The following is a 13,412-nucleotide window of genomic DNA, read 5'->3' as shown; positions in this document are numbered from 1 at the left end:
TGATATATTTTCACTGCTGAATACTGCGATTATGCCATTGCTTTCCTAGGTAAATCGCTGTGGTATTGATCAACAGGATAAATATAACTAATATCATAGCTGAGGCATAAGCATGATCATCCCCGCCAGGGACATTCATCGATAGCTCATAAATATGTAAGGACAAGGCCCTTCCAGAGTCAAATAAAGAGGTAGGTGTGCGATCGACATAGCCACTGGTGTAAATCAAGGCCGCTGTTTCAGCTATTACCCTCCCCACTCCCAAAATTAGGCCTGCTACTAAACTGGGAACAGCAGCAGGTAACAGTAAATGAATGAGGGTGCTAGTGCGTGAGATGCCCAAGGATGCAGCCCCCAAACGGTATTCGTCAGGAACAGCCCGCAGTCCTTCTTCAATGGAACGAATCAAGATTGGTAGGACCATACAGGCCAAGGTCAATCCTCCAGAAAGGATAGAGAAGCCAAGGCCAAGGGTGACACAGAAAAAGGCATTGCCAAACAAACCAAAGACAATTGAAGGAACTCCTGCCAACATATCTAAACTGCGTCGTACCAACCGACTAAATAAGTTATTGGAGGCAGTAAATTCTGCTAACAAGATGCCAGTTCCCAACCCCAGGGGAAGGGCAACTCCCAGGCAAACCCCTAAAATCAATGCTGTTGAAACCAATATGGAGGCAATACCTCCTTCTCGACCAGCATTTTGAGGGTTTGTGGTCAGGAATTCCCAAGATAGATGGCTGGAACCATGCCAAAGCAGATGCCCCATAATTAAGGCAAAACTAGCTGCGACAGACAAAGCGACAAACCAGATAATGATGCTCAATACTCGGTCTCGATAAGCAATCTTGCGCCGATGCCGATGATTTTGAGAGTCTCTCAAAAATTCCCGATTTTTAGAGCCTTGAGAAGGATGGGGACCATGAGAGTTAAAAGGAAAGAGAGCCATAGGGTTTTTAGGAGTGGGGGAGTGGGGGAGCTTACAAGGGTAAGTTTTTCCAATTTGAGTGGAGAGGACGCGGGGAGGGGGAGACACGGAGACGCGGAGAGGAAACGGGAGGGGGAGACGCGGAGTATAGATGGATGGGAGTTTTCTTGAATGAATAGAGAAAATAGATTGAATTAATTACTCAATTATCCAATCTCCGTGTCCCCGTGTCACCGCGTCTCCGTGTCAAATCTTAAAAACGTACCCTTGTAAGGTGGGTGAGTAGGGGTGGGTATCTTACTCCCTACTCCCTAATATATGTGTTTTTCTTCAGCGATCGCTTCTGCCAAGAGTGCCAGAAACAGACTAACTCCCAGTAACAACAATCCACTGACAAACAGGGATGAACGATGATTTCCCAGAGCAAAAGCCATTTCCAAAGCAATGTTAGCTGGTAAGGTCCGAATTGGATCGAACAGCGTATCTGGAATCTGAGGCACATTACCGCAGACCATTAACACCAGCATTGTTTCCCCTAGAGCCCGTCCAATACCTAGAATAATGCCAGTAAATACCCCCAGTCGTGCCGCGGGTAGCATGATGCCTAAAATAGTCCCCCAACGGGACAATCCTAGAGAAGCAGCTCCCTGCCAATAAACTTCGTTGATTTCTGCTAAAGTCGCGTCCACGGTGAGGGCAATGGTAGGAATAATCAGTAGAGCTAACATTAGTATTCCTGCTAGTAAACTGGTTCCTGGTGGATGGAGGCGATTAATCAGTGGCACTAACACGACCAATCCCCAGAGTCCATAAATTACCCCGGGAAATCCGGCCATTAACTCTAGTAAGCGACGGTAGAAACTAGCTAGGAAAGGAGGAGCGTAATAGTGGCAGAACAAAGCCGACAAAATTCCAACGGGAGCCGCTAGCACAACTGCTCCTGTTACCACCAATAGGGTACCGACCAGCATAGGGGTGAGGTTATAGAATCCTTGAATGGGACTCCAGCTAGCATCGGTAAAAAAGGCTAATATCCCGATGTCATCAAAAATTGGTAAGGATTCAACGATCAAGAACGCTGTAATAATTACAACGAGTATACCTACCACAGAGGCAATTCCTTGTAAAGTTAATGCTAGAATCCGATCAATTTTCCGGGGGCACAAATTTTTGTAGCCGAATGATATCATAATTTTCTTCACCCTGAACAAATGCGATGAACTGCTTTGCTAATCCAGTGGGCTGTCCTTTAGTCACCAGAGTTAACTGCCTCAGCAAGGGAAAACGGCCATTAGCCACTGCTTCACTGGTTGCTTCAACGCCGTCCAGTGCCAAAAGTTTGATGGATACACCCTCTTGCATACTATATTCCGCAGCACCAATGGAGACGTAACCAATAGCATTAGGATTACCTGCAACAGTTTTTATGCCTTGTTGATTATCTCCTATTACCACATCCGCTTTCACTTGTGAGTTATTCACTCCAAAGTATTCCAGAAATTTCTTTAGTGTTGAGTGTCCTTCTGCTCTGTGAACAAAAGTGATCGGGGCATCAATTTTATTTAAGCTTTGCCAATTTTGGATTTGACCAGTGCTAATGGCCTTGACTTGTTTGCTATTAATTTCTGTTAAGGGGTTATCAGCATGAATAATGATGCTAATTCCATCCCGTCCAAGGAGAAAAACTTCCATCCCAACGGCTTCCTCTGCTGTCAGAGTCCGAGAAACCATACCAATATCAGAAAGTCCTTGTTGCACATCTGCTAGTCCACGAGATGAACCACCTGTTTGTACATCTATACGAATCCCTGGATTTTGTTCTTCAAATCTTTTACCTAAAGCTGAAACTAAAGGAGCAACAGTGCTTGCTCCTGTTAAAGTTAGTTTTTGTTGCCCAGATTCTCCATCTCCTGATGGAGTACAACTCTGCAAATATAAGAATAATAGAAGTAGGATGAATGAACCTAGTCTAAATTTCATGAATTTATTCTTTATTAGTAGGCTCTTGGAGCAAGTAAATCATCAGTTTACATGATGGTTACATCAAGGATAGTATATCAATATAATGAGACTTATACAACTTAATTAGCAAAATCTGAAAATACCTATATACAGTTTTAGGTAAGACTTCTGGTTGTATTTCTACTACAAAACTCAAGAAATATCTCTGTAGTGATGGAGCAGCAGGTAACTCTCTTGACCATACAATTTTCAGCTTTCCAATCTTGGCTAAATAGATTTTATGTTGACCAACTTTAAACCCTCATGCATGTAAACCTAGCAGTTTGCGCGTGACTTTTTATATCAAATCCGTTTAATTCGGCACGTAAAAAATGTTCCATCTTCAACGATTACCAAATATTTCCCCATTTTCCCCTCCTGGGAGGGGCGGGGGGTGGGTCCCCATCTCCCCATCTCCCCACATTCCCCTCCTGGGAGGGGCTAGGGGTGGGTACTCCATCTCCCCATCTAATTACACCGATGCTACCGGATTTGATATTACTTTTAAATTGAGGAGGTTTAATATCATGTCCAGTTGAATAATTAGACTTTGGTGGAACAAAGGCAGAAGGCAGCGGGAGCTGGAGGCAGAAGGTTTTCTCAAGAGTGTCACCTTAATTTTATACACGCTCCGATGCTACCGGACATGATATAATAGGTCTATCTCTTCTCTGACCTTGAGTTGATTTGAAAAAGTTTTGATAAGCCTAGTTTAAATCATTTAAAGATTGCTGCAACGAAGCGTTGATTAAAATCTGAATTTTACTTAGAATCTAATATCATGTCCGGATAAGAGCATGATAAAAAACTTTCTCCTTCAACTCCAGTTCTTCTTCTTCCTTCCCTCTTTCCTCCTGAGGACTGAGGACTGAGGACTGACTCCTCCGTCGTTATTTATTTATAACTGTTCAACCGGACATGACATAACACCTGACTTGATTTGTATCAGACTTTCTTTAGATTATCTTTAGATTATCTTGATAAATTAGCTTTTAGGATAATATTAACTAGCTATTAGCTTTCAGCATTTAGCTATCAGCTAAAAATCCAAGGTTTTAAGTCCCCCACTATATTTGAAAAATTAGCGGTGCGCCTTTTATGGGAGTTTTAATCCTCCATTATACACGCAACTAGAAGCTGATAGCTGACCGCTGACTGCTGACTGCTATTTAAATAGTAAACACAAAAATTTTCTGCTAAATAAACTGTGCAAACTCATCTTATCTACAATCAACAGGCCGTGCTTGAGCGTTTAAGCCAGCTAACTCAGGAGCAGTTTGCCTCCCGTGCAACTGAGTACGACAAAACAGCAAGCTTCCCTGCAGAAAACTTTGAGACTTTGTTTCATGCAGGCCTTCATGCTCCAGCTGTACCCGTTAAATATGGTGGTTTAGGGTTAAGTCACAGCAGTGATATTCTCACCCTCTGGATGATGACACGAGAATTGGCAAAAGTAGATTTAGCCTTCACTCGTTGCTGGGAAGGACATACTAATATACAAGTATTATTGACAGCCAATGCTAATGAAGCTCAAAAGCAACGTTGGTTTGAAGGGATTGTCCAACGAGGGGAAAAATGGGCGGGTTGGAGTGGGGAACCTCTCTCCAAAGTCCCTGGGCAAACCACTGGTATTGGTACCACAGTTAAAATTGTAGAGGGGGGCTATATTGTTGATGGCTCCAAGGTCTTTGCCACAGGAGCAGATGGACTACAATGGGCGGTCTTGTTTGTGAGTACAGCAGGAACAGGAGCTGTTCGTCATCACGATGGACCAGCGAGTTCGGTGTTGATGTTAGCCTGTGATTTATCAGACCCAAGTGTAAGCTTTGATTCAACCTGGTGGAAACCAATTGGGATGCGGGGAAGTGTAAGTTATCGCGTGCAATTCGATCGCACGTTTATTCCTGACGAAAATCTAATTGGCTATCCAGGGCAATACTTGCTGGAAGAGTGGCAAACTCGCTTTACTCCTCAGTATGGGGCTGCATTTTTGGGGGCGGCAGAGGGGGCTTATGATTATGCCTTAGCTCATATCAAAAAGCAAAGGAGAGAACAGGATGCTTATGTGCAGCATCGCATTGCTCAATCAATGATGAATCTTGAAACCATGGACTTGTGGCTGCGAAAAGTGGCTAGCTTGTGGGAAGCAGGTCAACACCAGCAGGCAAAACAAGCTGGTAACCGCTTTCGTTATTTGTCAGAAAAATTCGCAATGGAGACCTTGGAACACTGTACTCGGATGTGTGGTGCTCGTGGTATGATTGAACCCAGTCCTCTGGAACGTATTTATCGAGATTTGTCCTTTTATACCCTCCATGATAATTGCGATCGCGTCTTGGCCTCAATTGGTCAGGAAGTACTGGGGCAAGAAAGCGACCGGGCGTTTTTTAATTCTTCGGGGAAGAGAGAGCATTGACTTATATCATGTCCGGTTGAATACTTATAATTAAGATAGTAGGGGAGTAGGGGAGTGGGGGAGTAGGGGAGTAAGGAAAATAGAAAGATTTATTGTTGAAGCACTCATGATAAGTTTTTTCATAACTAATTATCCGGACATGATATTAATCAACGAATAACAATATAATACGTTAATCTGAATGCCAGTATTAATTTAAGAGATGCGGTCGGGCAAGACCCGACAGTTCCGGTGGACGGAGTGCTGCCGACAGTTCCGGTGGAAGCAGGAAGTAAACATTAAAATATCACGCTATGTGACGTTTTATATCATGTCCGGTAGCATCGGAGCGTGTATAGAATTAAGTTTCAATTATAAGAAACCCTTCTGCCTCCAGCATAGCTGCCCTCTGCCTTCCTTCCACCAAAGTATAAGTATTCAAGCGGACATGATATTATATCAGTTTTATGAAGCAGTAGAAATTAAATTGATGATTTCTGTGTTTTTGATATCCCCATACTTCCCAACCTACCTACTCCCTACTCCCTACTCCCTACTCCCTGCTGAATGAGAATCTTTATTATCATCTGGATTGGACAATTTCTCTCCCTGGTAGGTTCTCGCTTAACTGAGTTTGCTTTCAATGTTTGGTTGTTCCAAGAAACTGGCTCAGTTACGCAGTTTGGTTTACTGGTTTTATGTGGTAACTTGCCTAGTCTACTTATTTCCCCAATAGCAGGAGGGTTTGTAGACCGCTGGAGCCGTCGCTGGACAATGATTATTGCTGATTTTTGTGCTGGTCTTTGCACTTTAAGCATTGCTTGGTTATTCATTACAGGAAACCTAGAAATTTGGCACTTGTACATCATCGAAGCTCTTAGTGCTTGCTTCAGTACCTTTCAGGCTAATGCTTATGCTGCTGCCACTACTCTGTTAGTACCAAAGGAAAACCTATCCCGTACCAGTGGCTTAACCAGTTTGGGGCGGGGTGTATCTAAACTAATTACACCAGTTTTAGCAGGTATATTGCTTCCTATTATTCACATCCCAGGCATCATTGTTATTGACTTTGCTACTTTATTTTTTGCCATTGTTCCTTTGATGTTAGTTAAATTTCAGGAATTAAACAATCCAGATGAAGAGACTTTGGACAAATCCTTTTTGAAGGAGATTATCTATGGTTGGAATTGCCTCATTACTAAACCAGGATTACTGGGATTATTAATTTTCTTTGCTACTTATAACCTATTTATAGGAATATTTAATGTTCTTACTACTCCCCTAGTTTTATCTCTCACGTCCCCCACTGGTCTGGGGATTGTTTTATCTATTGGCAGTTGTGGATTAGTATTAGGTAGCCTGATGATGAGTATCTGGAAAGCTCAGGAGCATTACATCAAAATCATATTTGCCTTTACCCTTCTGGGAGGTCTTTTCATTTTCTTGGCAGGTTTACAACCTTCCCTGTTTCTATTCACAGTTTCTTACTTTTGTTTGTTGGGTACATATCCTGTTATTAACGCTTTAGTGCAAGTTATGTTTCAAAAGAAAGTACCTCCAGAAGCTCAGGGAAGGGTTTTTGGTTTGAAAGCTCCCATTGTTAGTGTGAGTTTAACTCTTGGTTATGCGATCGCTGGTCCTCTAGACGATTTAATTTTTGAACCTCTGATGACTCCTGATAGTCTTTTAGCAGGAAATATAGGAAAAATAATTGGAGTTGGCCAAGGTCGTGGAGTTGGTCTTCTAGACATTGTTATAGGTTTATTAGCAATTGTGGGAACCATTGCTGCTTATCAGTATCCTCGCCTCAGATTACTGGAAGAGGAATTGCCCGATGCCATTCCTGACTAATCTCTTGATAGTTCTATAGTGTGAATAAGGAGTCAGGAGGATGGGGAGATGGGGAGATCAAGAAAGATTTGGTAATGGTTGAAGATGGAACATTTTTTTATACCTCACCGTCAACGGGGGTTCTCAAAATTGTTTGGGGTTAGAATTCCCATGCAATTTTCCCTTTTGACTTCTGCCTTCTTCAATATACAAAATCTTAATTGAAGCCATTCATTCTGACTCCTGAATTCTGCTCCTGGGAGGGGTTAGGGGGTGGGTTTAATCCTAATAAATACCCTATGTATTTGTAGCAAACATTTATCGATTGGGTATGACTTCTGACTCCTAATATTATTCAACCAGCCATTGAAACAGGCTGGCTAATTTCTTTGTGTCAGTTTTTAGGTTTATCCAAACAGTTGTGTTTGTCCTTGAATTTCCTCAGATCCCCGATAAATTGTTCGACTACCTTTAGGAATGTAAATCCAGCCAAACTCTTGCAGACGGTAAGTTAAGTTAGAAATGCTGACGCCTAACTCATCTTTAATTTTATAAAGATTTGACCATTTAGTTAAATCTTTGCCTTGTCTTTTTTCTTCAAGAATCGATTTTGGCATCAATAAACAGCCTGCAAAATATTGAGCTTGCCATTCAATAGAATCAATTTTGCTGCCACTTGCACCCCGACAAACAAAAGGTTGTTCTGAATGATTTGGCGTTCCATAATCACCTAGATCGAGTTCTAACTGTTTCGCAACTCCATCTGCTTCATCCTGATTAATATGCAGCACCCAATGACCAATTTCATGAGCGAGTGTTGATTCTTGAAAGCCTTGGGGCTTATCTAAAATCTTTTCATTGAGTTCAATTAGTCGTTCGGTTGGTAAAATTCGGGCAGCGATCGCTCCCCCTTCATCAGGAGGAATTTCATCCCAAACTACTCCCAAGTCTAAAAAATCAGCAACTAAAGAAGCTTCAAAAGGCCACCTGGGAGCAAAATTTGCGGTTTTATGCATTCGCCTGAGAATATCATTTGCCCGACGCTCAATCGACTCTTTGCGATAAAAGCAATACGGTTTGAGGATACTCACGTTTTATTCTCCCTCTGTTGCAGCTTGAGATATTGTTTGAGCGAACTCAGGATTTTCTTGCATTCGTCGGAACAATGCTAGCATCTCTTTTGGATTTTGTTTGAGAATCTCCTCATACTGTTGAGGAATTCTGCCAGCGAGGAAAATTAATTCCTCTTCATCCAAATCAAGATTCCTCGCTAACCCACGAATCACTTCTTCTTTTGGTGCATAGTCGGCGCGATCGTTCTCTAGCTTGGACAAATATGTAAAGTCCACTCCTAAGTACTTGGCCAACTCTCGTTGGGAATATCCTTTGTCTTTACGGGCCTTTCTAATTAACTTTCCAAAACTTTTTTCCACGGCTTTTACCTCCTAATAAGTATTTTAAGCAACTTTGACGAAAATTTCAACTAAAGCCTTGACGATAAAATCAACTAGCGCTACAATAGATTTAGTTGAAAGAAAAATCAACTTACGAGACACTACTGGTAAGGTTGAAAATTAAGTCAATTAAATTTAGGCTCTATATATGGAGTCATGCTCAAGTTGACTAATTGTAAATTTATGAGAGTCTCAACAAGTACCGCTCACCTGGAGGATAGCATTATGCTGAGAACCTGGACAGATACACACTACAAATTGGAAGACGAAGACTGGCTGTATATTGCCACCCATGAAGAACAGAGTTCAGCTTCTCTTGTTTGCCCAGGCTATGCAAGAGATGGGGAAGGCTTCAGTATTCACTTTACTCCTAGTCATATAGAAATGTTAGAGCATTTGTTGGGAGCATTGCGAATTATTAAAGCGCAGCAGGAAGCAACTACAAATTATCAATATCCACAACCTGCAAAGGCGACACATCTAATTAATTAGGGTCTGCTGAAAAAGTCTTTTTCAGGAGTAGGGGACCCACCCCTCGCCCCTCCCCCTCCCAGGAGGGGAAAAGGGGAGTGGGGGAGTAGGGGAGCAGAGAGTAGTTAGGAGAAACGAGGTATTAATTAGGAGATAGTCGAATATATTTGTCAGAGTGATTTTTCTGCTATCCCCCCTGCCTTTTATTCTAAGTTTTTGAGGGTTTTCAACGTGATACCAGGCACTTTTTTCGCTCCTTTATCAAAAGAGTACTTTTAGATTTAATCAGCAAGCCCTAATTAGTTTGTAAGAAGGTTTTAGGTATTAGGTTTTAGGTGATTTTCTTCCATAGACTTACTTACTTAATTCGTGGGTTTTAGGATTTAAATAATTTTTTTTCTTCTATAACTTACTACTTTCTTCAAAGCAGGTAAAAAATCAAATTAAAGGAAATAAAAGATGTCTAATTCTAATGTTAAAGCAAAAATTTATGTGTTTGGAGCTAAACCAAAACAAGCTTTATTAGTACCAGAAATTCCTATTGCAGTTCGTAATAATTGTCAGTCAGGACAATGGGTAATTGGAGACACAGATTATGGTTCTAAAGTTTCAATGACAATTATCAAATTTAGCAAATTTTTCGGCAATTTAGGTCAAACAATTAATACATTATGGGGTCAAATTTGGTTTGTTGCTGAGTCAGGAGAATTACCTCATGGAGTGTTAATGGTGACATATATTAAAGGTCGTTCTTTGAATGATTTTAATCGTTTAATTGCTTCAGTTCAAAGTCAAGGAGTGGAGCCAGCAACAGGAATTTTTCTGCCTGAATTTATCAAGCATAGCGGTCAAAAACCAGATGAAAATGGAGTGGTCAAACCTATCAATTATTACAGTTTAAAATGGCGTTGGCAAGAACGTACAGATTGGTCGATTATTCAGCAGGCAGCAGCAGTGCTTTCTGACGAAAATAATCTATCAAGAATGATTGACTTAGAAGGAACCATAAAAATGGTTTGCTTAGATAATTTATCTGCTGAAGAAACGGCTAGTTTGATGGTAGCTCATACTAATAGTAATCAAAATTCTTCTTTACTAGGTTCAAATATTAGTAATGATACAGCTTTACTACCAGGAAATGAGTCTTGAGCTGCTGCATTATCTTCTTGAAGAAGGCAGAAGGCAGAAGGCAGAAGGCAGAAGGCAGAAGGGAAAATTGTATGGGGATAGTCTTCGACAAGCTACTCCGCGTCTACTTACCCCAAACAATTTTAAGCACGACCGTTGACGGTGGGCTATTAAACCCATAAGGGAAAAGATAAATATGTAGAGACGCAATATTAATATTAATGATTTTTTGGTGTCTCTATTTACAGCTTTCAGTTTTAAAGTTTTTGTGGTTTTATGATGAAAAAAAATTGGAAAACTTCAAGAGGTACAAATGAGTGAAATTGCTAAATTCAGGATTTATCAGGGTGTAAAAACACCAAAAACCCAGCAATGGGAAGATAGTTTACGGGGAAAGTTAGAAGTTAAGCATCAAATTAGAACTGATACTATTAATGACCTGGAAAATTTCAGTCAAGATTTACAACATATTAGTTTAGTTGTTGAATCTATTCAAAATAATTACCAGGCATTACTAACAGAAAATAATTGCTTAAAATCGACTCTTTTAGAGTTAGTAGATGACTGTTATTGCTGGAAAGGAAATCGTTGTGAAAAATGCCAGAAAATCCTCAAGTCATTAGCTCCAGAAATGACTAGGAAAAAATTAAATACTGCCCAAGAATATGAAGATATTTTGAAGCAGCTTCGGAAACTGGGGTGAGTAGGAAAGTAGGGGAGTGGGGGAGTGGGGGAGTGGGGGAGTAGGGGAGAAGTAAACATCAGAATAATTAATACACTACTGGTGTGCTAATTATCAAAAATGTCATTGCGCTTGTGTTAATTACAGGACTTACGCAAAGACACTGTGTATAGAGTCCAGTAACTATTGGACAATAGTTATGAGTACTATATATAGCGTATCTGCTTCATTAATGGATAATTGATAATGGATAATTGATAATTACCTCTGGTTAAAACCGCTACGGAATTGAATATAAGGAAATATTATTTCTTCACAGGAGTCGATTGGATATGGTTAGGAAACCCATCCATCCCATCCTACGGAATGCTCCGCAAACGACCGCTTTTTTCCCTTTAAAAGGGGAGGCTTTAAACCAGAATTATTTAATTATTAATTAGTTAATTATTCGGCAAGTCCTAAATTACTTAATAATTGAAGTTTTACCTCACAAAAACATTCTTTTTTCACTCTTGGTATAACGGTATCAAATTAAAAAGCTTTTAGTCCTGAATGCTACGAAAACAGCATTTAATTAGTTAGCATTTCCTGATTTAATACTCCGAAAAAAGCTTAATTTTAGACTTAAACCAAGAGAAATACAATTTTAAAGGGAATTTCAACCCCTCTTAAATTATCCGATACCTATAAGTTTGGAATTTCAACCAAAACTGTTAGCCCAGGGCTAGTTAAAATTATCAACATTAGGGAGAAAAAAAATGACACAAACTGCATCAGAAAGTAGCAAATTTAGAGTGATGAAATCATTTGAAGAAATTTTAGCTGCTAAGAAAAATCTTGCATCAAAAGTGGCAACTAAGGAGGAAGAAGCAGAGAAGGAAAAAGGGAAACAAATCTTAGAATGAGTAGGGAAGTAGGTGAGTAGGAAAGTAGGGGAGTGGGGGAGTGGGGGAGTGGGGGAGAAGTAAACATCAGAATAATTAATACATTACTGGCGTGCTAATTATCAAAAATGTCATTGCGCTTGTGTTAATTACTTAATAATTGAAGTTTCACCTCACAAAAGCATTCTTTTTTCACTCTTAAACCAAGATAAATGCAATTTTAAAGGGAATTTCAACCCCTCTTAAATTATCCGACACCTATAAGTTTGGAATTTCAACCAAAGCTGTTAGCCCAGGGCCAGTTAAAATCATCAAAATTAGGGAGAAAAAAAATGACACAAATTGCATCAGAAAGTAGCAAATTTAGAGTGATGAAATCATTTGAAGAAATTTTAGCGGCTAAGAAAAATCTTGCATCAAAAGTGGCAACTAAGGAGGAAGAAGCAGAGAAGGAAAAAGGGAAACAAATCCTAGAAACTGCTGCTACCTATACCACAGATAGTATTGTTAAAGGTTTGGCTGATTTACAATTAGATTTTGGTAGTATTGTTAATCAGTTATTAGACAATTTGCATCAAGAATCTACTAAACTTGAAGAATTAAAGCTTGCCATTGAAATTGAAAATCAACATTTGCAAGAGTTACAAAAAGTTCGTATTGTTGCTGATGCTTTGCATATTTTAACTCAAGAACATCAAGAAAAACTAGGATTTCTAGATCAGAATTTTAGCGAGCATCAAGAAAATATTGCCAAGGATATGACGACTAAGCGAAAAGCTTGGCAAAAGGAACAACAAGAGTATGAAGCAGCAATTGAAGAGGAAAATCAATTGTTAATTAAACAACGAGAAAATGAAGCTGCTGACTATCAATATGAATTGGAACATCAGCGTAAAATTGAAACGGATGAATATGAAGAAATGAAGCGGAATTTGGAACGAGAATTACAGGAGTTAAATCAAGAGAAGGAAAAACAATGGCAGGAAAGAGAAAGTTATTTGGCAGAAAATCAAGTTGAATTTGAAGAAAATAGACAGAAAGTTGAAGGTTTTGAAGAAGAGTTGAAACAGGCTTATGTTAAAGCGAAAGATGACGCAATTAAAGAAGCAAGCCGACAGGCAAAAGTTAAAGAAGATTTATTTGCCAAAGAGTGGGAAGGAATGAAGAATGGTTATGAATTAAAGATTGAATCTTTAGAAGAAACAATTCAGCGACAAACTGAACAAATTAACGATATTTCTACTCAGTTACAGGAAGCAATGAAGCAAGCACAAGATTTAGCTATGAGAGCTTTTGCTAGTTCTAATAATGGTTCTCAAGCTAAGTAGTTGTTGTTGAAAGGAAGAAGGAAGAAGTAAGAGGGAAGAAGGAAGAAGGAAGAAGAAAAAATCTTACGTTTTCTGAGTTTTAACCTTTCCTTCGACTGTGATAAAAGCTATAAACTACATTCATCATATAGCCATTCAGCAACCCTAAAATTTGTCTACTCTATCCAGTAGCTCTTCAACAATTAATAATGAATAATGAATAATGAATAATTACCTCTCCTTGAAAAGAAGAGGATTGACAAAGAGATGAAAATTTTTCTTCACAGGAGTCGATTGGATATGGCGAGGAGACCTCGCCATCCCTCGACCGC

At 39.8% G+C, this 13,412-nt stretch carries 13 protein-coding genes; 8 read left to right on the top strand and 5 right to left on the bottom strand.

Going from position 1 to position 13,412, the window contains the following annotated elements:
- Positions 1-10 precede the first annotated feature (10 nt).
- From pstA to F6K15_RS22675, 3 genes are all read right to left on the bottom strand, one after another.
- Positions 11-949, bottom strand: coding sequence for a phosphate ABC transporter permease PstA (pstA, locus tag F6K15_RS22685; protein WP_293064660.1), 939 nt, complete (start codon positions 947-949; stop codon positions 11-13).
- 290 nt (positions 950-1,239) lie between these two features.
- Entirely contained in the window at positions 1,240-2,118 is an 879-nt protein-coding gene (gene pstC, locus F6K15_RS22680; protein WP_293064657.1) for a phosphate ABC transporter permease subunit PstC, read from the bottom strand.
- Entirely contained in the window at positions 2,075-2,908 is an 834-nt protein-coding gene (locus F6K15_RS22675) for a phosphate ABC transporter substrate-binding protein (protein ID WP_293064654.1), read from the bottom strand. The genes pstC and F6K15_RS22675 overlap by 44 nt, the downstream gene beginning before the upstream one ends.
- A gap of 1,228 nt (positions 2,909-4,136) precedes the next feature.
- On the opposite strand from F6K15_RS22675, the gene F6K15_RS22670 reads away from it, so the two are divergent.
- The 3 genes from F6K15_RS22670 (at position 4,137) to F6K15_RS22660 (ending at position 7,318) form a co-directional block, all read left to right on the top strand.
- Positions 4,137-5,345 (top strand): acyl-CoA dehydrogenase family protein, encoded by a 1,209-nt coding sequence (locus F6K15_RS22670; protein WP_293064651.1) that lies wholly within the window; start codon positions 4,137-4,139, stop codon positions 5,343-5,345.
- Between the two features lie 546 nt (positions 5,346-5,891).
- On the top strand, positions 5,892-7,175 hold the full coding sequence (locus tag F6K15_RS22665) for an MFS transporter (RefSeq protein ID WP_293064649.1): 1,284 nt from the start codon (positions 5,892-5,894) through the stop codon (positions 7,173-7,175).
- Between the two features lie 20 nt (positions 7,176-7,195).
- The gene (locus tag F6K15_RS22660; RefSeq protein ID WP_293064646.1) at positions 7,196-7,318 is read left to right on the top strand and encodes a hypothetical protein; all 123 of its coding nucleotides are present in this window, start codon (positions 7,196-7,198) and stop codon (positions 7,316-7,318) included.
- A 243-nt stretch (positions 7,319-7,561) separates the two neighbouring features.
- Here the strand turns inward: F6K15_RS22660 and F6K15_RS22655 are convergent, their stop codons facing one another.
- Positions 7,562-8,245 (bottom strand): ImmA/IrrE family metallo-endopeptidase, encoded by a 684-nt coding sequence (locus F6K15_RS22655; RefSeq protein WP_293064643.1) that lies wholly within the window; start codon positions 8,243-8,245, stop codon positions 7,562-7,564.
- Positions 8,246-8,248: 3 nt separating this feature from the next.
- A complete protein-coding gene (locus tag F6K15_RS22650) occupies positions 8,249-8,587 on the bottom strand; it encodes a helix-turn-helix domain-containing protein (RefSeq protein ID WP_293064641.1) in 339 nt (112 codons plus the stop codon).
- A 246-nt stretch (positions 8,588-8,833) separates the two neighbouring features.
- Between F6K15_RS22650 and F6K15_RS22645 the strand changes: the two genes are divergently transcribed.
- The 5 genes from F6K15_RS22645 (at position 8,834) to F6K15_RS22625 (ending at position 13,101) form a co-directional block, all read left to right on the top strand.
- Positions 8,834-9,100 (top strand): hypothetical protein, encoded by a 267-nt coding sequence (locus F6K15_RS22645; protein WP_293064638.1) that lies wholly within the window; start codon positions 8,834-8,836, stop codon positions 9,098-9,100.
- 438 nt (positions 9,101-9,538) lie between these two features.
- Complete coding sequence (locus F6K15_RS22640) at positions 9,539-10,228, top strand: hypothetical protein (protein WP_293064635.1); 690 nt, start codon at positions 9,539-9,541, stop codon at positions 10,226-10,228.
- A 292-nt stretch (positions 10,229-10,520) separates the two neighbouring features.
- Positions 10,521-10,910, top strand: a complete 390-nt coding sequence (locus F6K15_RS22635; RefSeq protein ID WP_293064633.1) for a hypothetical protein — start codon at positions 10,521-10,523, stop codon at positions 10,908-10,910.
- A 737-nt stretch (positions 10,911-11,647) separates the two neighbouring features.
- Complete coding sequence (locus F6K15_RS22630) at positions 11,648-11,794, top strand: hypothetical protein (protein ID WP_293064630.1); 147 nt, start codon at positions 11,648-11,650, stop codon at positions 11,792-11,794.
- A gap of 311 nt (positions 11,795-12,105) precedes the next feature.
- The gene (locus F6K15_RS22625; protein ID WP_293064627.1) at positions 12,106-13,101 is read left to right on the top strand and encodes a hypothetical protein; all 996 of its coding nucleotides are present in this window, start codon (positions 12,106-12,108) and stop codon (positions 13,099-13,101) included.
- The last annotated feature ends 311 nt before the right edge of the window (positions 13,102-13,412 follow it).

Source organism: Okeania sp. SIO2B3 (assembly GCF_010672525.1).
GTDB lineage: Bacteria > Cyanobacteriota > Cyanobacteriia > Cyanobacteriales > Microcoleaceae > Okeania.
The sequence above is the reverse complement of the archived record's forward strand: the minus strand, read 5'-3'. Positions and strand labels throughout refer to the sequence as shown.